The sequence below is a fragment of the Micromonospora sp. CV4 genome, assembly GCF_003667455.1.
In the GTDB taxonomy this organism is placed as follows: Bacteria; Actinomycetota; Actinomycetes; order Mycobacteriales; family Micromonosporaceae; genus Micromonospora.
The window spans coordinates 133,944-154,434 of the sequence record NZ_RCVI01000278.1; the positions used below are offsets into that span (position 1 = coordinate 133,944).

Here is a 20,491-nt window from a genome sequence, read left to right on the forward strand (position 1 = left end):
GCTATGGATCATGCAGTCATGCTCGGGGGGACGAGTGACCTTCGCTATCCAGCGGATACGTCAATATTCACGACGGCGGCTCGAGGGAGTCCTCTTCTGCGAACACTCCGGCCTCCACCGCCTTGACCGCGAGCGCGGTCCGGGAGGTCACCTTCAACTTGCGCATCGCCGCACGCAGCTGTTGATCCACCGTGGCCGGTGACTTGGCCAGGATCCGGCTGATCTCCCGGTTCGTCTTGCCGGCGACAACCAGTTGGACCACGTCGAGTTCACGAGGTGAGAGCTGGTCGCCGTACCCTCGCCGGCCGCCGCGCCACAATCGCGGGACCTCGGCGCCGTGTTCGCGAAGCCGCTGTGCCACGCGGTCCGCATCACCGCGGGCTCCGAGCCTGAACAGTTGCTCGTACTGTGCGGCCAGCAGCTCTCGGCCCTGTTCGATCTGGCCGTGTGCGATGAGCGCCTCGGCCTGACGCTCGCGGGCGAGCATCGCGTCGTAGGGGCGCGGCAACGCGCTCCAGGCGCGCGCCGCCCTGTCGTACGCCGTCGCCGCTCGGGCGTGGTCCCCGGCTGCGGCGAGCAGCAGGGCACGGCATACGGTGAGGGCGGCGCGGGGCGCAGGCGCCGTACGGCCACGCAGTCCCCTGGCGAACTGGTCACCCAGGCGTGTCGCGGTCTTCAGGTCGCCGGCGGCGAGGTGCGCCTCGATCCGGGCGGGGACGAGGTCCGTGGCCCAGACCCAGATGCCTTTTCTCCGGACGGTGTCCATCGGCTCGTTCGTGATCTGCAGCGCCCGGCCGCTGTTTCCGTCCGTCAGCCACAGTCTGGCCAGCGCAGCGGCGGCCTCCATCGTGTCGTCGGCTGCGCCGAGACGGGCAGACTCTTCGAGGACCAGCCGGAACTGCTCCTCCGCAGCGCGCCGCCGTCCGGCTGCGGCTGCCAGCCGGGCCGCGAGGCGAATGCTCCCGAGGTAGTGCGCCGGCCGGTCCCGGTCGACATCGGCGAGTGCCGCGCTTCGCTCCGCGAGGCCCTCCCACCGGCCGGTGAGCCACGCCAGGTTGGCCTGTTCGAGTCGGACGTTGTGCTGCAGCCGGGACGCCTGCTCGGCCTCGGCAAGGCGCATGGTAACGGCGAGGTGTTTTTCCGCGTCGGCGTACCGGCCCCAGATCAGTGCGCCGGTGCCGACATTTGCGTGGATGCGGGCCACGTCGAGACGCTCCGCCGACGTCGCGCCGTCGATGGGCAGGCCGGCGACGACGTCCCAGGCCTCCTCTTCGCCGAGCATGAGCAACGCGGCGGCCCGGTTGCCGGCCAGGTTCAGCCGCTCGGCGGGAGAATCGAATTCGGCGGTGAGTTCAGCGGCGCGATCCAGCCAACGCCGATGGGTCGACGCCGGCCACGGTCCCGCATAGGCCCATCCGAGGTAGGTCATTGCCCGAGCCGCCTCGACCGGGTCATGGTCGAGGTTGGCCACCGCCTGCTCCAGCTCGCCGAGTGCGGCCTGCGCCTCACCCCCGGTGATCAGGAGCCGACCCAGGGGGTTGCGGATCTCGGCCTGCTGGCGGGCGGAGAGACCGGGGGTCTCCAGCACCGAGCGCATGGTGCGGATCACGCGGTGGTAGACCTCGTCGACCGGTTCACGACGACCCAGTGCGGCAACTCCGGCGATGCGCGCGACTCGTGCCCGATCCGCTGGCGGCAGCACGGCCCACGACAACAGATCGACCAGCAGGTCGACCGCCTTGGTGTGGTCACCCGAGGCCATCGCCAGCTCGGCACCCTGCTCGGCGTACCGCGCCCAGGACCGCGTCTCGCCCGCCTCACAAGAGTGGTGGGCAAGGCGTGCGACAGGCGGCGGATGGATGTCCTCCAAGGCCCGGCCGGCCAGCAGGTGGAAGTGTCGGCGGTCGGTCAACGGGATCGCTTCGTAGACGGCCGTGGCGGCCAGCACATGCCGGAAGCGCCACAGGCCGCGGTCGTCTCCGTCCAGGACGCCGGCGTTGGCCGCCTCCGCCACAGCGCCTCGACACGCAGCTGGGGACAGGCCGGCGGTCACCGCGATCGTGGCCTCCGATGACCGCTCAGCCAACGTGGCCGCGGCTCGCAAGACCTGCTGCGCCGTCGGCGACAGACGGCCCACCCGCTCCCGGGTGGAGTCGCGCACCGTCGGCGGCACCTGTAGCTCGCGCAGCTTCAGCCGGACCCACTGTCCGTCGCAGAAGACGAGGTCGGCGCGGTCGCACATGAGGCGAACCGATTCCTCCAGCGCCAGAGGAACGCCACCGGTCCGCTCGTGCATGAACGTCGTGAACTCCTGCGAGATCGGGTTGCCGTCCAGCATCGAGGACACCAGCGCCGACGTGTCGTTGGGTCGCATCGGCGCCAGGGCGATCCTCAGCTGGGTCACGCCAGCAGGCAACCGGGACGTCAGCCGCAGCAACAGCGATCCGACGTCCACCTCCTCCGGCCGATAGGAGATCACGAGGCTCGGCCCGTCCGAGTGCTGTCGGGAGGTGATGAACAGCAGGAACTCCAAGGTCACCTCGTCGGCCCAGTGCGCGTCCTCGAGCACGAGAACGTCGACACGCAGGGCCCGCAGCAGCTCGTCCAGAGCGCGGAACAGGCGATGCCGTGCCGCCTTCGCGTCGTCCAAGGGCGGCAGTGCGGCCGGCAGGTCCGAGGACCATTCAGGGAACAGGGGCCGTAACGCACCCGCAAGCTCGGTGAGCCGCAATCGCGACACCGGGCGGTCGATCCCACGGAACGCGTCGACGATCGGCCCCAACGTCAGCGACTCACGAAGCGGTGGGCACACCGAGACCAAGGCGGTGCGCTGGTTCGGCGCGGCCAACCACTCTCGCAGCAGTCGGCTCTTCCCGATCCCCGCCTCGCCCTCTACCAGCACGATCGCCGGTGGCCGGGCCAGGGCACCCCGAAGCGCCGCCATCTCCCGATCACGACCCACGAAATGCGGCGTAGAAACCGTCGGCGAGGTCCTGTCGTCCTCGGGCGAGGGGTCGAGCATGCGTGATGATCTCGCTTTTCGCTGCTCGGGCGCAACTACCCGCCCGCTACGCATAGGTAACCACCCGTATGCCGACCGGGAGCGTGGGCGGCGCAGCGATCGGCCGGGGAGACCCGAGCCCCGCGCCACCATGGCAAGCGCGCGGATCGTGGCCACTGTAACGTCGTCCCCCGGGCGCGTGTCGCGCAGCTATGGCCACACCTCGTGGCACCTGGGCCTGCGCGAAATTCGGCAGTCGTGAGGCTGTCTGCGGTCTACCATGGCCCGCCGTGCTCACAAATGAACAGATAGTCGGACAGGCGCTGGATCGGATCGAGGCAGGGTACGTCTTTCCTGCGAAGGTCGTGGAAATCGGTGCCGCGATTCGGCGCCGTCTCGCGGCAGGCGAGTACGACGACCTGGACGGGCCGGTGCTCTGCGAGACGGTGACCGCTCACCTTCAGGAGGTGTGCCCGGACAAGCATCTGCGGCTGCTGTGGTCGGACCAGCCGCAGTCGCTGGATCCAGCGGACGAAGACGGCGGGCGGGCCGCGTTCCTCGCGCTGCTCAGGGCGGAGAACCAGGGGATCCGCCGTGTCGAGCACCTGGACGGGAACGTCGGGCTCATCGACGTGCGGCGCATCGCGTACGCCGATGAAGGCGCCGACGCGATCGGCGCGGCCATGCAACTGGTCGCCCTCAGCTCCGCCCTCATCCTGGACTTGCGCGCATGCGTCGGCGGCGCACCGGAGGGAGCCGCGATGTGGTGCAGCTACTTCTTCCGCGACGATCAGGTGCACCTCAACGACTTCTACGAGCGGTCCACCGGCACCACACGCCAGTTCTGGACGACCGCGCACCTTCCCGCGCCGCGCTATGCCGACCGCCCGGTCTATGTGCTCACCAGCGCGATGACGTTCTCCGGGGGCGAGGACGTGGCGTACACCCTTCAGGCGCACGGCCAGGCCGTCGTCATCGGTGAGACGACACGTGGTGGCGCGCATCCGACGGCCCGCCACGCGGTCACCGAACACGTCCTTGTGACCGTGCCGACCGCCCGGACCATCAACAGCGTTACCGGCACCAACTGGGAAGGCGTCGGAGTGGTCCCCGATGTACCCGTCCCGGCAGACCAGGCACTCGACACGGCACTCAACGCCATCCGGGGCGCCCCGGGCGCATAGGCGCGGGGCTGCGTCCCAGCCGTTCGCTCGAACAAGGGACTCGACGCATCGGCAGCTCGGCATGCCGGCCGGGATTGTTCAGACGCCGGGGTTTCCCACGTCGGCGTGGAGTGCGTCGCGGAGGTTCGCGGCGGCGTCGGCCGGCCGGAGGTATCCGGCGGCGATGTTGCGGACGTCGGCGGTCACCACGCGGGCCACGTAGCCGGAGTGGGTCCGGTAGAGCTGGTCCAGGGTGGCCTCGTCAAACGGCTGGTAGGTGCCGAACAGCCCGCAGAACGACTCGCCGGCGTTGTCGCCGGTGTTCAGTGCGGTCGGCACGGCCACCTGCGACAGCCGGATCCCGCCGCGGGCCAGACCGTGTGCGTCGCGGGCCTTCGTGCCGTCCGGGTTGAACACCAGCGGCGGCGCGGTCGGCGGCGGGGTGCCCCGCTGCACCCAGCGCACCAGGTGGGCGTACGCAGCGGCGGTGACGTGGTGCATCGGCACGCGGCTGAACGGCGGTCGCGCGCAGGTGTAGACCGGGGCGGCGCCCAGGTCGCGCTCCTGAATCGGCGCCCGGTAGACCTGGCCGTGCTGGCCGCTGTGTGCCGCGCCGGCCACCTCCCACCGGCGGAACCGGTCGGTGTCGGCCGGGCGGACGGGCGTGCGCACGTCGGTCTCGGACAGCACCTGGAACACCGGCTCGTCACCGACCCGGGTAGGCGCGGAGCCCACGATGAAGCCGTACCCCTCGAACACGGGCTGCACCTGGGGCAGGACCCGGTCGTAGTAGACAGTCATCCGGCCGGCCGACTGGGAGGCGCCGATGGCCAGCACGGTGCGGGCACGCAGCCGGCCCAGCGGCGAGACACTCCGCGGGTCGGCGACGGCCCTGCCGGCCTGGGCGAAGATGTCGTACGAGAGCTCGTCGCCGACGTATCGTCCCCCGCCGGTGACGTCGAGCCCGCCGTACCGGGTCGGGCTCCAGCCGCGCAACTGGTCGACACCGACCCGCTGGGCGGAGACTCCGATCCAAGCGTCGCCGGCGCGGATCGTCGCCTCGGCGTTCCATAGCGCGTCCAGGTCGTACCCCGCCGTGACGTTCTGCCACTCCACCAGGGCGATGCCGCTGAACCGGCGCGGGTCAGCAGGCCGGCGCACGACCAGCCGGGTCTGGTACGCCACGTCGGTCGCGACCCGGTTGCCGGCGGTGTCCCAACCGTCGGCGACGCCGGAGAGATAGAACTCCTCCTCGACGTAGCCCTTGGCGGCCAGGTCGAACGGCGTCGAGAAGAAGGGGTAGGTGTCGGCCAGCCGCTTTGCGAGCGGGTCGCCCGGCACGGTGCCCGGGATCGGACCGTGGACCGCGGCGCGGGCGACCGGCTCCCGCTGCGGGGGTGCGGCAGCGCCCGCCGGTGCCGAGGCGAGTAGCGTGCCGACCAGGGTGGTGACCAGAGCGGCGGTGAGTGCGGCGGTACGCCGTGGACGTGTCATGGCGAAGACTCCTTCACAACGACTTTCCTGGCCGTACCATAAACGGTCTTCAATGCCGTCGGAACTGGGCGGCGGAGAGCTGAGACGGCTGTCGCAGCCGCCGCTCAGCACGCTTCGAGCACCGCCCGGGCGGCCCGTTCCGCTGTGGCGGGATCGGCCCGCCGCCCATGAATCAGCTCCGCGTACAGCAGGGACTCGACGATGCGCACGTACAGGAAGGCGGCGCCGTCGAGGTCAACCGGCGACCAGGCCTGGTCGCCGGCGGCGGCCAGGATGCCCTTCTGCGCATCGACGACCCGGGTGTGTACGCCACCAGCCGGCGTGAACAGCACTCGCGCGGCCGTCGCCGGCTCGTCGCGCAGGAAGGCCCGGAACGGCCGAGCCCGGCGGACCGCGACGGTGAACCGGCGGGTCGTCTCGAGCACTCCCTCGACGCCGGTGGCGGCGGTCTCGGCGCAGGCCTGGGCGAGCAGCCGCTCCGCGAGGCGCCAGAGCACGTCACCGAGCAGCCGGTCGCGGCTGTGCACCACCCGGTAGAGGGTGGCCCGGCTGACCGAGAGGCTGCCGGCGAGCGCGTCCATGTCGACAGTGGCGTTACGGAGAAAGAACACACACCCGCCCTGGACGACACGCTCCGCGCTGACCACCCGTCGCGACGGCACCGGCATTCCCCGACGATAACGCCGCCGTGACGCCGCCACCCCGGACCGCGCTTCCCAGCGGCGGAGAAACTACAGGGGCTGGTTGTGGACGGACCGGGCGACGCCTTTTGTCTCGACGGATCGTTGCGGCCCGCCTACCGGGTCAGATGATCCCCGAGCGGTTCGTCCTCGCCGACCTCATGCCCCTCACTAGACACGGAAAGATCGACACCGACACGCGTTTCGTTCCCTTTCCCGTGGACGGGACAGCCGCCGTCACGCTGCTCCGATGCCGCCGGAGGTAAGGAGCCAACGGCATGCAGGCATTTACATCTATGCGCCGACCGATTACGGTGATCGCAACTCGAGTACCCAGTGGGTTGCAACCCTCACAGAACGTAGCTGCCCCTGCCTACGCGCGGGCACGCACGACGTGACACGGGAGATTTGCCTTGGGTTCCGACGTTCGACAGCCCTCATCCGATCAGTCACCAGCCTCCTCTCACTCCGCCGCCGTTCAGCGGTCGCTGGTGAGCCAGCACCTCCGCCGACGCCCGCGCCCGCTCTTCATGGTGGCGGCCCTGGCAGCGGGGGCCCTCGTCCTCGGCGTCACGCCCCTCTGGGGGTCGGACCGCGCGGACCTCCTCGACGGCGCGGCCCTCTCCTCGACCCCCACCTACACCGTCGGCCTGCAGCCGCCGCAGGATCCGGGGCCGTTCCCCGGCAGCGTGACCCCCACGTCCCCCACCATCACCATCGCCGGCCAACGAGACGGCGAAAGCACGTTCAAGGTCGTCAAGTACGACCAGGTGCAGCCGAAGAACCCCGGCCAGATGGACTTCGACCACTACCACACCGGCATCGAGATCCAATGGTGGCTGCGGAAGTGGGCACACGAACGTCCTGACATCGTCGACCTGCACATCGTCGGGGAGAGCTTCAGCGGCCAGCCGATCTACCAGGTGACCGTCACGGACAAGTCCACCGGCGCGGACACCGACAAGCCGGCGGCCTACTTCGAGGGGAACCGGCACTCCGGCGAGGTCTCGTCGGCCGAGAGCTCGCTGTGGCTGGCGCACCACCTCATCACTAAGGCCGGCCGCGACCAGAAGGTCGACAAGCTGCTCGACGAGAAGACCGTGTACATCCGTCCGGTCAACAACCCGGACGGGCACGACATGTACCTGTACACCGCCCAGACCAACCGGTCGACGGTGCGGCCGTACGACAACGACGGGGACGGCAAGCGCGACGAGGATCCGGGTGAGGACCTCAACGGTGACGGGTACCTGAGCCAGATGCGCCAGTACGTCGGCGTCGGCAAGGGCACGCACGTCGTCGACGAGCGGGACCCGGCCAGGAACGCCATGCTCAACGTCGGCGCGGGCAGGGGCGACTACCTGATGTTCTCCGAGGGTACGGACAACGACGGCGACGGTCGCTACGACGAGGACGGTGTCGGCGGCCTGGACCTGCACCGCAACTACCCGTACAACTGGCACGTCATGCCGGAGGACGACGCCACCGACCGGAACCTGACCCAGGGCGGCGCCGGCGAGTACCCGCTGTCCGAGCCGGAGACCCGGCACGTCTACACCTGGCTGATGTCGCACACCAACATCGGCGCCGTCAACAGCATGGACACCCGGGTGCCCATGCATCTGCGGGGGCCCTCGACCTGCGACCCGGTCGAGTGCATGTACTCGACCGACCGCAAGCTCTACGAGCACTTCGACAAGGCGGGGGTCTCGTTCACCGGCTATCGGCATGCCGGGAGCGTCTACATCGACTACGCCACCCGCAACGGTGGCGAGCCGACGCCGCTGTTCGGGCACGGCCCCGACTTCGGCTACTTCCAGTACGGCGCCGTCTGGTACGGCGACGAGATCTGGAACGGTGGTGACTTCACCGACTACGACAAGGACGGCAGGTACGCCGACTGGGAGCGGTCGCGGTGGTGCGCCGAGAACGGGCGGACGAACTGTTTCCTGCCGTGGACGAAGGTGGAGCACCCGAAGCTGGGGGCGGTCGAGATCGGCGGCATCAACCCGAAGTTCTGGTCGCAGAACCCTTCGGCCGATCTGATCGGCGGGTGGGCCACCAACCAGGCACGGTTCAACCTGTATCTGACCGAGTCCCTGCCGCAGGTCGACCTGAGCGACGTGAAGGTCAGGAAGCTCAAGGGCGCTCAGGGTGACGGAGCGACGCACGAGATCACGGCTTCGGTCCGGAACACCGGCCGCATCCCGACCGCTCTCGAGCAGGCGAAGGAAATCAAGATCGTCGCTCCGGACACCGTGCAGGTGGAGGGCGCGCGCGCCGTCGGAACCGCACCCCAGTTCTATCTGGACGGGGGTGACCGGCAGAAGGTCCGCCTGCGGGTCGTCAAGGCCGCCACCGACACCGTCACGGTGAAGGCTGTCAGCGTCCGGGGAGGCCTGGACTCCGCGTCGGCGCGGCTGAACTGATCGCTCGAGAGGTCCACGTCCCGCAGTGTGGGGCGGGGACCTCGCCATGTCGTCCCACATACGCGCGTGCGGTGGCCGAGCGCAGGAGTGCGCTCGGCCACCACGACCCACGTCAGGTCAGCGCTGACCCCCCAGGTACATCGCGTTGAACAGCAGCCGGTAGGTGCCGTGCGACTGGGCCCGGTGCTGCGGCTTGAAGCCGATCATCACCACCTGGCCGTCGCCCACCTTCGCGGTCACCACGGCCGCCTTGCCGCCGATGACGTCCTCGCCGAGGAGGAAGCCGCTCTTCAGCAGCTTGGTCTTCGGCCAGGTGGCCGCCACCGTGACACCCTGGGCACCCTCGTCGACCTCGAATGCGGGGCCGTTGGCGACGAACGCCTACGCGTTCGGGCCGAACCCGGCGGCGACCGGGTCACTGGCGTCGAGGTTGAGGTTCAGCACCGACCCCGGGATGTTGTAGGTGGTCTCCGGTACCCCTTCGGTGACGTCCTTGACCGGCACGCCGAACGCCTTGATCGGCAGTTGGGCGGCCTTGTTCAGGGTCACCACCGTGCCGCCCGCCTCGACGAACGCCTTCAGGTTGGCCACACCCGCATCGGTCATTCCGCCGGTGTACTCCGGCGGCAGCGAGCCGGCCGCCCGGCCGTTGCGCATCGAGTTGTAGGTGGCGTCGGGCAGCACGATCGTGTCGAACTTCGCCCGCAGGTCACCGGCCCGGACCGACGCGTTCGTCAGCTTCTCGTACTGGAAGCCGAACTGGTCCAGGATCAGCCGGGTCCAACCCTCGTCGTAGTTGTTGAAGCCGTCGTACAGTCCGATCCGGGGCGCGACGAGTGCGGTCACCTTCGCCGGCTTCGCGTCCACCGCGGCGATGCTGAGCCCGAACTGGGTGGCGAGCCGCGTCACCCGCGCGTCGGTGCCCGGACGCGGTGTGACCAGGAACGTGCCAGCCGGCAGCTTGCCCGTGCGGGTGGTCACCGCAGCGCTGCTGTGGAAGACCTTGTCCCCCGCCGCGAGCAGGGCGTTCACGGCGGCCGAGCTGTCGTTGACCCGGGGGTCGAGGGCGTACGCGTACTTCGGCGCACCGGCCACCGCGCCGGTCGGCACCGTCGGCCAGTCGACCGCGACGGTCTCGGCCCGCACGGCCTGATCGAGCTTGTTGACGGTGACGCCCATCTGGAACGAGAGCGTGTATCCGGTGATGTCGTACGGCGGCTCGAGCGGGCCGCCGGGGTAGAGCCGGCGATCCGGGTAGACCTGCGGGTTGAGCAGGTCCAGCACCGCCGCCCGGTAGGGCTGCGCCTCCCGGACGAGGTAGCTGCCGGCCGGATACCTGCGGTCGCCCACCGTGAACGGCTTCACCGCGCGCTCGACCCGGATGTTGTTCCAGCGCAGCTTGTCCACCAGCTTCGTGGCGGTCGGGAAGTCCGCCTGATCCGCGGGGATCACGTAGGTGGTCGAGGCGCCGTTGCGCCCCCCGTCCCGCGCCATCTGCGCCGCGCCGTAGAGCAGGGCCTCGCGGTCGTCACTGGCCACGCGAAGCATCGCCCACGAGGCGGTCTTGATGTAGTCGCAGCTCTGCGACAGGTGCCACTCGCCGCCCTTCCAGGGGCTCGGGTAGAAGACCGAGGGCTCGCTGGTGGAGGTGCCGTCCGCGAAGGTCTTCGGGAAGGTCGCCGGGTCGTAGACCCGCGGCGTCGCCGAGGCGTGCGCGGTCTCGGTCAGGATGCCGATCTGGTTGTGGTAGTACGGCGCGGTCCGCGCGCCGCCGTTCCACCAGATGTCGTACGACTGGCGGGCCAGCGCGCCGCCCTTGTCCTCGCGTTCCAGCCGCTGGCCCATCGCGTCACCGACGATGTTGACGCCCCGGACCACCTGGGGGTGGATGTTCGGGTTCAGCGGGTCCTCGTACGGCGGGATGCTGATCCGGGCGGGGAAGACCGCGGTCTGGTGGACGTTGTGCATGACCTGCGGGATCCACTCGTGGAACAGTTGGCGCCCGACGTTCTGCGTCTCCTGCAGGTTGAACATGTACCAGTCACGGTTGTTGTCGTGTCCGGCGTACTTCTGGTACAGCTCGGGATAGCCGGCGTCCTGGTAGGGCCCGCCCAGGTTCTGCCGGTACCACTCGGCGACCTTCGTTCCGCCGTCCGGGTTCACGTTCGGCACCAGCAGGGTGATGAGGTTGTCCCGGATCTCTCGCGCCTCGGACGTCTCGCTGGTCACCAGGTCGTACGCGAACTGCGGGGCGGTCTGGTGCCCGGCAACTTCGGTGGAGTGGATGCCGAAGTCGACCCAGGCGATGGCCTTGCCGCCCTTCGCCAGCGCCCGCGCCTCGGACTCGGAGAGCGAGTCGCCCTGCGAGAGGCGTACCGAGGATTCCCGGTAGCGCTTAAGGTTGGCGTCCTTGAGGTTCTTCTCCGACGAGACGATGGCCATCAGCTGCGGCCGTCCCTCGCTGGTCTTGCCGATCTCCACCAGCTTCATCCGGTCGCTGGCCTTGTCGAGCTTCCGGTAGTAGTCGGCGATCTGCTCGTAGGTGGCCAGCTTGTAGTCGGTACACGGCGTCCAGCCGATCACCGACTCCGGCTTCGGTACCCGGTTCGAGGCGGTAGCGGTGGTCGCCGACGTCAACACCGGCGTACCGACCAGAGCCAGCGCGCATACGACCGGCAGCGCCGCCCGAGACAGTCTTCGTTTCACCTGATACCCCTTCGCAGTACGGGACGGAAAAGGGTCCGGCAGGGGCGGCCGCGCCAACTCGGATAGCTTGATTCAACAGGCTTCGATCGATGTCCGAAGCGCTCAGGGTGGCAATTGAGGAAATCTTGAGCCTCACCACCCGCAATGAGGAAAAACGAACGGCGGGCATCGACTGCCCGCCGTTCGCACGTCACTGGCTGAGCTCGGCGACCTCCTCAGCCGTCAGGCGGGGCACCGGGGCCGGAACCGCACCACGCGCGCCGGCGTCGGTCGGCGGGTCGGCCGGCCGCCGCAGATGCCAGTCCGTCACCGCCTGGTAGGCGGCCACCACCGACAACAGCCGGTCTTCGGCGTACGGGAGGCCGCCCAGGATGGTGCCGATCGGCAGCCCGGCGGCGGTGGCCCCGATCGGGAAGGCGATCTCGGGCAGGCCCAGGATGTCGAAGGGCACCGGGTCGGTCTGCACCACCACGTCGCAGCCGTCGAAGAGCTCGGTGAGCACCCGGTCCAGCAGCAGCAGCTTGGCCCGCTGAGTGGTGAGGAACTCGTTGCCGCCCAGCAGCGCTCCCTGCAGCCAGCTGGTCACCGACACCCCGAAGCCGCGCAGGTCGGTGCGCAGGTAGGGCATGAACGGCTCGGTGCGCTCGGGTAGCCGGGCGTTGTTGAAGGTGCTGCCGGTCAACAGGCTCCACTCGTCCGGCAGCGGCACGTCCACCAGGGTGGCGCCAGGGATAGCGGCGAGCTGCGCCAGGTACGCCGCACGGGCCAGTGCAGTGGGCGAGGTGCCGTTGGCGAAGCCCGGCAGCACCCCGATCCGGGTGTTCCAGCGCAGCTTGACGCGGCGGCGGTGATAGACCGGGCTGGCCGCGTCGATCAGGTCGGGCACCTGGGGCAGGCCCTGACTGCGCGGGTCCATCGAGTCCTCGCCGGCCATCGCGGTCAGCATGATCGCGGCGTCCTTGGCGTCCCGAGCCAGCGGTCCCGGATGGTCGCGGGTGTAGGTGAGCGGAATGATGCCGGCCGCCGAGACCCGGCCCATGGTCGGCTTGAGGCCGGTCAGGTTCTGCGCGTTGGACGGGGCGGTGATCGAGCCGCCGGTCTGCGTACCGATGCCGGAGGTGGCCATCCGGCCGGCGACCGCGGTGGCGGTGCCGGTGGACGACCCGCCCGGGTCGATGCCGCGGTCGGTCGGCGCCCAGGCGTTCACCGTGGTGATCACACCGGCTGGCGTGGTGGCGCGGGTGGTCGCCAGCGGGCCCATCTGGGTCTTGCCGAGCACGATCGCACCGCTTGCCTTCAGCCGGGCCACCGCGGTCGCGTCGTACGGCGGCACGAAGTCCTGGAACAGGAAGGAGTTGGCGGTGGTGGGGACTCCTTCGGTGTAGTAGTTGTCCTTGATGGCCAACGGGATGCCGTGCAGCACGCCGCTTCGAGGCCGGCGTGCGGCAGCTCTCGCCGCCGCGATGGCGGCGTCGGCGAGCACCAGGTTGAACGCCTGGTAGCTGCCGTCGTACCGGGAGATGCGGGCCAGGTACGCCTCGACCAACTGCTCCGGAATGAGTCTGCCGGCGCGGATGAGCCAGCCTGCCTCGGCGATGGTCAGCTCGGTCGGCTCGGCTAGTGCCGCCGGCCGGGGCTCGGTGTAGGCGTTGGGATGGTCCAGCGGCCGTCTCCTCGTTCCCGGCCCGGTGTTGGTGGACAGGCTGCTGCTCGCCAGCGCCACCGAGGGCAGTCCGACGCTGGCACCCACGGCTGAGGCGGTGGCCAGCGCGGCAGCGCGGGCCAGAAATGCCCGGCGGTCGACCGTACGATCGAACGGTTCGGACGTCATGCCTTCCGCCATTCCGTGCTGTTGGAGGGGTACAGGACCGGCACGTGCTGCTGCGACAGCGCCTTCGCGACCTCGGGATCGGTGCCGACGGGTGCGGGTAGCTGGTATGCGGCGAGCGTCGCCACGGTGCCCCGCACGAAGGAGCGCAGGGAAGCGAGCACGGAGTCCCGGCCGGGCGAGCCGGTCTCGGGGTCGGCGGTGGTCCCGGGCGGAAGTTGGTCGAGGTCGATCCCGAGCGCGGCGAGCCGGGCGCGGATCAGAACGTTCAGCTCAGCATCCGTCGGCGGAGTAGGTGCCATGACACTCCCAGGGTTGTTGCGTGATCCGGTCGAGGTGAGCTGACCGTAGGCCGGCCGCCATTCGCGACAACCCGCTGCGGGCACAAGTTGAGCAACATTTGAGTTTGCCGATCACCAGCGCCCTCGACGCACCATCGCTCCCGGCATGACCTCGTCAACGTCGAGACCAGCAGAGTCCACAGAGGAATACTTCTGCCGGTCAACCCGCTCACACCCCCGTTCCTGGCACGGTTGGGCCTTCCGGCCAGACGTCGGAGGTGGGTCGCGCGACCCGTTCCAGACAGGGCATAGTGGCCCGCGGCGCCATCGACCGGCGATGCCCGCTCTTGGAGAAGGTGGTTGGAAGTGACGACGCGCTTATGTGTCCGATGGACCCGAGCGGCCGCATTGATCACGCTGACCGGGGGGACGCTCGCGGTGTCGGCGGCACCCGCGACGGCCGCCCCGGAGACCGTCCGCATCCTGAGCGTGTCGGCGGAGAACGTCAAACCCAACGAGACGGTACGCGTGCGGTTCCGCGTCACCAACAACGGAAGCGGGGCCGAAACGGCCATCATCGTGGTCGGCGGCGGCTTGCGATGCACCTCCGGATGCCGGGCAGAGCCGAACCTCGGACCTGGCCGGAGCCAGACCTTCGACACGACGCTCGTCGCCCCCGCGGCTCGCCCGGGTGAGATCACCGGCCTCAACATCTCGATCGGCGTGCGGCTGGCCGGGCAGAACACCTATGACTACAAGATGGTCTACGTCCACGGCCCGGGCGCGTCGTCGTCCGGCGGGGACAAGCCGGCGGCTGGGGTGCGCGGGGTCTCCGGCCGGGTCCGCGACGCTGGCGGACAGGCAATCGGCGGCGTGGACCTGACCATCCGGGACAGCGCCGGGCACGAATTCCGGACGACCAGCAGCCCCAGCGGTCAGTTCTCGATCACCTCGAGCGCCGGCAAGACAATCGCCGAGGGACCCATCACGGTCCGCGCGGCGATGGACGGCTACCGCACCGCTCGCACGACCGTACGGGGCAGCGCCGGTGACGTCGCGACCGTGCGGCTGACTCTCTCTGCGGTGGCAGCGCCCACCAAGACGTCGCCGTCGCCCGCTGCAGAGGCAAGCCCTCTCGCCGCGGCGGGCGACGACACCCCCGAGGCTGCGCCGCCCACCCTCAAGGCCGTCAGCGACGAGGGAAACAGTTCGTCGCTGTTCTTCCTCCTGGGCGGCGTGCTGGTCGCTGCGGGCCTGGGCGCGCTCGCACTGGTGGTGATGCGCCGGAGAAACGCACCGGAGGCGGCGGCGGAGACGGATGTTCCCTCGACGACCCAACTGTTGGCGCAGGCCGGTGGGAGCATGGCCGACGCTCCTACCGCGGTACTGCACACCGGGCCAGTGGGCGGCGGGTTCCCGGGCTCGTACGGCGCACCCTCGCAGGGTGGCATCCACCAGAACAGCTACCGAGGTTGAAAGATCTGGAGTCCAGATTCTGTTCGGTGCGCATGTACCCATCAGAGGTAGAACAGCGGCTCGGTTGACCAGTGTCCGTACGCTCGCGAATGTTTCGAGCACTATCGGGAGGACGATCTATGTCGATGTCACGGGACGCGAGTGGGGACTTCGCCCGCATGCTCGATGCCACTGTCGGAGCCCTTCGGGCGGTGAGCCCACCGCCGGAAGACGAGGAAGCCGCCCGGCAGCGGCGGATCGGCGAGGCAGCGGATGGCCAGGTCCGTGCCGAGTTCGGTGCCGACGGTCGGCTTTCGTCGCTTGCCGTGGATCCGCGCTTGATGCGCCTGGGCTCCGCCGAGCTGTGTGACCGGATCGTCGAGGCGGTAAATGCGGCGATCGACTCCATGCGTAGCGGCGCCTCCGCGCCGGACGCTGCGGACCTTACGCAGCTCACCGAGCAGCTGCAACAGGTCCGGGATACGGCGGTGCCGCGGCTGAGCACGTTTCTGCAGACATTGACCGAGGCGCAGGCCCGGATGTCCGGCGGGAGTGCTAACCGGTGAGCGGCTTCGAGGTGGAGCCGACGGCCCTGCGGGCAGGCGGTGATCAGGTGATCGGCGCGTCCGAGCGGTTCATCGGGCAGCTGGAGAGTTTCGAGGCGCAGATGGCCGGCTACGGCGAGCCCTGGGGCGGCGACGACATCGGCTCGCTGATCGGGGTCGTGTACACCGGGGTCTCGGCCTGGGTGTTGGACTGCATCGGTGTCGCTGCCGAGGAGATCGGCGCGGCGGGCAGTGATCTGACCGCGATGGCCGAGAACTACGAGTCGGTTGAGCGCGAAGCTGCTAACGCGATGCGCGGCATCCTCGGAATGCTGGGGTGAGGGATGGGACTTCAGCTACCGGGTGAGCTGGTCACCGCCCTCGGTTGGATCGGCTTCTCCTGGCCGGAGGGCGACGAGGAGAAGCTGTTCGAGATGGGGCAGGCCTGGATCAATTTCGCCGGAACGGTCGGCGACGCCTCCGGCGAGGCTGGGGCGGCCGCTGCGGCGGTCATGTCGCAGCAGAGCGGCGAGGCGATGCAGGCGTTCGCCCAGTGGTGGGCGAAACCGGAGAGCGGGCCGGGCACCCTGCCGGACTACGCGCAGGCGGCGATGCTTGTCGGCACCGGCCTGATCATCTGCGCCGGGATCGTGCTCGCGTTGAAGATTTCGATGATCGTGCAGCTGGCCATCTTCGCGTTCCAGGTGGCGCAAGCCATCGCAACCGCGGTCGTCACCTTCGGCGCGTCGCTGGCGGAGATCCCGATTTTCCAACTGATCACGCGGGAGATCATCGGTCTGCTGATCGACCAGGTGATCACGGAGCTGATCAGTGGCTAGCCGGAGCCGGAAGCGAGGTGGCGCGGCCAAGCCGAATGAGGGCAACCTCGTCGGCGCGGCGGTGAAGAAGGCCTCCGCGCCCCCGGTGCGGCGCAACAATGACCTGCCCGAGGTCACCATCCGGGTCCAGCGCAAGAGCACGCACCACCGCACCGACTTCGACCGCAAGATGGCCGCCCTGAAGCGGCTGAGTGATCAGGGCAAGTTGTTCAAGCAGGCGAACCCGGTGGCGCGCGACAGCAGCATCACCGGCGGTTTCAAGGACCGGATCATCCGGAAGATCCACAACAAGTACGTCAAGAACAACAAGGGCAGCGACGCGCAGAAGGCCAGGGACAAGGCAGCGGCCGAGCGGATGGAGCAACGGGTACGCGACCAGAACCCCGATCATGTCTGGGAGCTGCAACTTGGCGGTCCTGACGAGGTCAGTAACCTGAAGTTGATGGACGCCGTTACCAACCAGGACATCGGCACCCAGATCAGGGTGGAGATCATGAACCTGCCGGACGGCACGCCGATCCGAATAGAGGTAGTGGATTGAACCCCGATCTGCGGGAACTCATCGAGGAGCTGCGCGTCGATCTGCTGGCGGACGAGGACAACACCGTCAGCTGGGGAAAGATCAGCGCGGGCGCTCCGGCCGACACGATCCCGGCGGAGGTCCCGCAGCCGGTCCGCGAGCTGATGGAGGTCGCCGAGAGTATCGCGGCCGGCGCGTTCTACCTGCCTGGCATCTCCTCCTCACCCCGTATGCAGGCCGGCCTGGACATCATGCCGGAATACACCGGCGTCGCCGCCGAGCCCGACGAGTGGTACTACTTCGGGCGCCTGAAGGAAGAGCCACTGCTGCTGCGGCGTGACTCCGGCGCGGTCTGGTACTTCCCGGAGGTCAGCACCGACGAGTGGTTCATCCGCGAGGCTTTCCAGCAGATCGCCCCGGACCTGGACTCGTTCCTCGCCTACTACGTGTTCGGCGCGGGCTACGCCGAGATCGGCTATGACGATGACGACTGGTGGCGGTTCCTTGAGGAGCAGGACCTGACCTCCCCCGGCGAGCAGGAGGACGAATGAGCGTGTCGCTGGCCGAACTCACCGCGCTCTGGGGCCCGGACGGCGTGATCGAGGTGCCGACCGACCTGCTCGGCGACGTGCTCGCACCGGGGGTCCTGCCGGCCGGTGCCGCCCTCCCGGTCGAGGTGCCGATCCTGTTCACCGCGGACGTCACCGCCCCGGGCATGACGCCGTTCGGCAAGCTGAAGATTGAGATCGGCGACGAGGGCCCGCGGATGTACGTCATCCTCGGCAGCTCGCCCGATGACGCCCAGATGCTCTTCATCCTTGACTCGCAGAACGGCTCGGTCATCCTGCTGGACCTCGCGACGCCGAACTTCGAGCACGTCAACGCCTCGTTTGCTGCGTTCGTCGAGTTCCTCTACAAGCTCGGGCAGCTTATCGACACCGACCCGGGTGGCAGGGCCCGCGCCGAGCGCGCCGCGGCCATCCGCGCCGAGCTGACGCGGGTCGACGCGTCCGCATTCACCGACCCAGAATCGTGGTGGAGCATCGCCTTCGACCAGCTCGAGTCCACCGCCGCCTGACGCACCGAACACGCGACCGTCAACGTACGAGCTCAGCGACGAACGAGCTGCGCCGAAGTACGTGCCGGACGGCGGCCTCACCAATATCCCGAACGGGTAGCGCCGAGCGGGCCGGCAGACCTCCGGTCAAACGCAGGTCTGCCGGCCCGGCCGCTTACGCGCGAGCCTCCTCACCCAAAGCGACCTGATGTTTGCCTGCCGCAATCACCGTGACGCGGTGGTGACATGATCCACGGTGGACGCATCGAGGTCGGCGAGCTGGTAGTCCAGCAGCTGCTCCTGGAAAGCCAGCATCAGGCTGGCCAACAGGCCGCTGAGGGCCAGATTGGCCAGCATGAGCACGATCATGCGGGGCACTTGCGGCGGGGTAGCCGTAGCGGCGTCGAGATCGGTAGCGGCGGTGCTCGGCGTCATCATCGGCAGGGATCAGATCACACGGCGTGTCCGGGCGAGCTTCGTCAGCCCTGCACAATCAGCTACCGTGACTGCGAGGCAGCTCGCTACGTATCGATCATCGACCCGCCCAGTTCTCGTCACCCCGCTACCGCCGAATGCGGCGCAGACCCGAGTTGAACAGGCGGGCGAAAGCCGCACCCGGTCGAAATGAGGTGCTTGATGATCCCGACGCCTGCCAGGCTGCGCGGCATGGACGTTCGTCTTGAGCCGTGGTCGGAATCCGCGCTCGACCTCCTGCGCCGGATCAACACTCCGCAGATGCGCCGATACGTCGGCGGTCCCGAGCCGGAGGAACGACTGCTTGCCCGGCACCGCCGATACCTTGCCATGCCGGCAACTGGGCGCGGTTGCATGTTCGCCGTACTGCTTGGCGACGAGATGGTCGGCAGCATCGCCTATCACCAGCGTGACTGGCAGGGCGAGCAGATTTACGAGACCGGCTGGAACGTCCTACCGCCCTACCAGGGCCGAGGCATTGCCTCCGCAGCCGGCAAGGCCCTGATCACCATCGTCCGCGAGGTTGCCCGCCACTCCGACGCACCCCACAGCCTGCACGCGTTCCCCTCAGTCGAGAACGCCCCCTCCAACGCGCTTTGCCACCGCCTTGGCTTCACTCTCCTCGGCCCCTGCAATTTCGAGTACCCGCCGGGTAGCGGCTCCCTGATGCGCAGCAACGACTGGCGCATCGACCTCGCCAACTCCGGCCGGCCTGCCGTCACGCCGCGGCGCGACCGCCTGTGACTTCGGCACAGGCCCTAGAACGTGTATCGAAGTCGGCTACAGCGATTCGTTGATCGTGGCGATGGTCGCGGTGGCTTAGTGGCGGACGGTGGGGCGGCTCGGCCGGATCCGCCGTCCAGCACCTCACGGCGGCGACGGACGGCCACCCGGCCACCGGCACCGAGACCTTCCGGTCCGCCTGATCACCCGCGAGTCCGCCACCCGCTGCGCTAGAGCGCGCAGGATTTGGAAGCATTTCGTCCTGGCCAGGGCATGTTCGACTCCGGCGCAGACGGTGCGGTGGTGGGTGTTCAGCTCTTCTTTCAGGCTGGCAGGGTGCCGCCGCCGGCGGGCTTGCGGTATCACCTCGGGGTTGCCGCGATAGCCTGCCGACGGTTGACCCTGGATTCGAGGGGTCAGTAGAGGGATCAACGCCGAACACCTCGTTGACGGACGCCTTCGACCTGCTACGCGGCGGCGTTCTCCGCGAACCATCGACGACCCCGACCTGCGGCGCCGAGTCGCCGCCTACCTCGCCGACCAGCAGGCCATCACCATCCGCTACCACCACGCCCGCACCGCCGACGACAAGAACGGAGCCCTGCACGATCTACTGCGCCACGCCGACACCAACAGCGACCTCATCGACGACGTGATCAAATACCAGGCAGACCGAGGCAACTTCGCCCAGTAGCCCGAACACCTCCGCAGGCCCAGCAACGCCGAGAAGGCCCCGCCGCCCGACAAGCACCCTCGCGGCAGCCACGACCGCACACCAAAGCAGTGAGCCAGCCGAACCAAGGCCCCCGACCAAGATCCGACTGGCTCAAAAATGCTCTACAGGATCAAGACCGGCCCGGCAAAGCCGGGCCGCGCGCACGCGCTACAGGCCTACGGCCCCCGCGCGCACGCCCACCAACACCGAGTCGACCAACTACCGGCCGGGACGACCCACCAGTCAAGGCCGTAACGATCCCTTCACGATGCGACCTGGGCGAGTGGTTCCGGGGATCGACGCCGCTCCGCTACGCGGCGCGCCACCGGAGCCCGCATCCGCCGTCATCGCGGATGGACGCATCGACACATCGACATTTACGTCCTGCTTCTGACGGCAACGGTGACGGCAACACAGACAGACCACCCAGGCCGTCAGAACACTTTGGCAGCTCAGGATTACTCACCGCATAATATTTCTGGTCGCCGCCCCAGCATTTCAGCCTGTCCCTTCACCCGCCGTCAGACCTCAAATACAGTGGCACCAGAATGGAGCAATCAGTCGGCCCCCTCCAACCTCTG

At 68.8% G+C, this 20,491-nt stretch carries 18 protein-coding genes and 1 pseudogene; 11 read left to right on the forward strand and 8 right to left on the reverse strand.

All coding sequences use genetic code 11. From position 1 onward, the window contains the following. Positions 1-67: 67 nt before the first annotated feature. Positions 68-3,022 carry an AAA family ATPase gene (locus tag EAD98_RS17715; protein ID WP_121655157.1) on the reverse strand — a complete coding sequence of 985 codons (2,955 nt, stop codon included), beginning with the start codon at positions 3,020-3,022 and terminating at the stop codon, positions 68-70. Positions 3,023-3,291: 269 nt separating this feature from the next. On the opposite strand from EAD98_RS17715, the gene EAD98_RS17720 reads away from it, so the two are divergent. Beyond that, the gene (locus tag EAD98_RS17720) at positions 3,292-4,185 is read left to right on the forward strand and encodes a S41 family peptidase (RefSeq protein ID WP_121655158.1); all 894 of its coding nucleotides are present in this window, start codon (positions 3,292-3,294) and stop codon (positions 4,183-4,185) included. A 78-nt stretch (positions 4,186-4,263) separates the two neighbouring features. Here the strand turns inward: EAD98_RS17720 and EAD98_RS17725 are convergent, their stop codons facing one another. Both EAD98_RS17725 and EAD98_RS17730 read right to left on the reverse strand, forming a co-directional pair. Then, positions 4,264-5,658, reverse strand: a complete 1,395-nt coding sequence (locus tag EAD98_RS17725; RefSeq protein WP_199723449.1) for an alpha/beta hydrolase domain-containing protein — start codon at positions 5,656-5,658, stop codon at positions 4,264-4,266. Positions 5,659-5,762: 104 nt separating this feature from the next. Continuing rightward, positions 5,763-6,326: a QsdR family transcriptional regulator gene (locus tag EAD98_RS17730; protein ID WP_121655159.1), complete on the reverse strand. Its 564-nt coding sequence runs from the start codon at positions 6,324-6,326 to the stop codon at positions 5,763-5,765. Positions 6,327-6,829: 503 nt separating this feature from the next. Here EAD98_RS17730 and EAD98_RS17735 point away from each other — a divergent pair. After that, positions 6,830-8,767 (forward strand): M14 family metallopeptidase, encoded by a 1,938-nt coding sequence (locus EAD98_RS17735; RefSeq protein ID WP_199723450.1) that lies wholly within the window; start codon positions 6,830-6,832, stop codon positions 8,765-8,767. 117 nt (positions 8,768-8,884) lie between these two features. Here EAD98_RS17735 and EAD98_RS17740 read toward each other — a convergent pair whose 3' ends face one another. The 4 genes from EAD98_RS17740 to EAD98_RS17755 all read right to left on the reverse strand — a co-directional run bounded on the left by EAD98_RS17740 (position 8,885) and on the right by EAD98_RS17755 (position 13,603). Continuing rightward, on the reverse strand, positions 8,885-9,091 hold the full coding sequence (locus EAD98_RS17740; protein WP_121655160.1) for a hypothetical protein: 207 nt from the start codon (positions 9,089-9,091) through the stop codon (positions 8,885-8,887). Positions 9,092-9,148: 57 nt separating this feature from the next. After that, entirely contained in the window at positions 9,149-11,473 is a 2,325-nt protein-coding gene (locus EAD98_RS17745; protein ID WP_147457419.1) for a M14 metallopeptidase family protein, read from the reverse strand. A 190-nt stretch (positions 11,474-11,663) separates the two neighbouring features. After that, the gene (locus EAD98_RS17750) at positions 11,664-13,304 is read right to left on the reverse strand and encodes an amidase (RefSeq protein WP_199723451.1); all 1,641 of its coding nucleotides are present in this window, start codon (positions 13,302-13,304) and stop codon (positions 11,664-11,666) included. Beyond that, positions 13,301-13,603: a hypothetical protein gene (locus tag EAD98_RS17755; RefSeq protein ID WP_121655163.1), complete on the reverse strand. Its 303-nt coding sequence runs from the start codon at positions 13,601-13,603 to the stop codon at positions 13,301-13,303. Before EAD98_RS17755 ends, EAD98_RS17750 begins: the two co-directional genes overlap by 4 nt. Positions 13,604-13,990: 387 nt before the next feature. Here EAD98_RS17755 and EAD98_RS17760 point away from each other — a divergent pair, with 387 nt between their 5' ends. From EAD98_RS17760 to EAD98_RS17790, 7 genes are all read left to right on the forward strand, one after another. Beyond that, positions 13,991-15,058, forward strand: a complete 1,068-nt coding sequence (locus EAD98_RS17760) for a carboxypeptidase-like regulatory domain-containing protein (RefSeq protein WP_233583868.1) — start codon at positions 13,991-13,993, stop codon at positions 15,056-15,058. A 125-nt stretch (positions 15,059-15,183) separates the two neighbouring features. Next, positions 15,184-15,603: a YbaB/EbfC family nucleoid-associated protein gene (locus EAD98_RS17765; protein ID WP_233583869.1), complete on the forward strand. Its 420-nt coding sequence runs from the start codon at positions 15,184-15,186 to the stop codon at positions 15,601-15,603. Next, positions 15,600-15,923, forward strand: coding sequence for a WXG100 family type VII secretion target (locus EAD98_RS17770; protein WP_121655166.1), 324 nt, complete (start codon positions 15,600-15,602; stop codon positions 15,921-15,923). The genes EAD98_RS17765 and EAD98_RS17770 overlap by 4 nt, the downstream gene beginning before the upstream one ends. A 3-nt stretch (positions 15,924-15,926) precedes the next feature. Beyond that, a complete protein-coding gene (locus EAD98_RS17775; protein ID WP_121655167.1) occupies positions 15,927-16,421 on the forward strand; it encodes a hypothetical protein in 495 nt (164 codons plus the stop codon). Beyond that, positions 16,414-16,962: an endonuclease gene (locus tag EAD98_RS17780; protein WP_121655168.1), complete on the forward strand. Its 549-nt coding sequence runs from the start codon at positions 16,414-16,416 to the stop codon at positions 16,960-16,962. The genes EAD98_RS17775 and EAD98_RS17780 overlap by 8 nt, the downstream gene beginning before the upstream one ends. Then, positions 16,959-17,492, forward strand: a complete 534-nt coding sequence (locus EAD98_RS17785) for a hypothetical protein (protein WP_121655169.1) — start codon at positions 16,959-16,961, stop codon at positions 17,490-17,492. Before EAD98_RS17780 ends, EAD98_RS17785 begins: the two co-directional genes overlap by 4 nt. Then, positions 17,489-18,019 (forward strand): SUKH-4 family immunity protein, encoded by a 531-nt coding sequence (locus EAD98_RS17790; protein WP_121655170.1) that lies wholly within the window; start codon positions 17,489-17,491, stop codon positions 18,017-18,019. Before EAD98_RS17785 ends, EAD98_RS17790 begins: the two co-directional genes overlap by 4 nt. A 204-nt stretch (positions 18,020-18,223) precedes the next feature. Here EAD98_RS17790 and EAD98_RS17795 read toward each other — a convergent pair whose 3' ends face one another. Further along, positions 18,224-18,436, reverse strand: coding sequence for a hypothetical protein (locus EAD98_RS17795; RefSeq protein ID WP_121655171.1), 213 nt, complete (start codon positions 18,434-18,436; stop codon positions 18,224-18,226). 228 nt (positions 18,437-18,664) lie between these two features. On the opposite strand from EAD98_RS17795, the gene EAD98_RS17800 reads away from it, so the two are divergent. Then, positions 18,665-19,216 (forward strand): GNAT family N-acetyltransferase, encoded by a 552-nt coding sequence (locus EAD98_RS17800; protein WP_121655207.1) that lies wholly within the window; start codon positions 18,665-18,667, stop codon positions 19,214-19,216. A gap of 431 nt (positions 19,217-19,647) precedes the next feature. Then, positions 19,648-19,982: pseudogene (locus EAD98_RS31885) on the forward strand (GntR family transcriptional regulator); the annotation flags it as partial. Between the last annotated feature and the right edge of the window lie 509 nt (positions 19,983-20,491).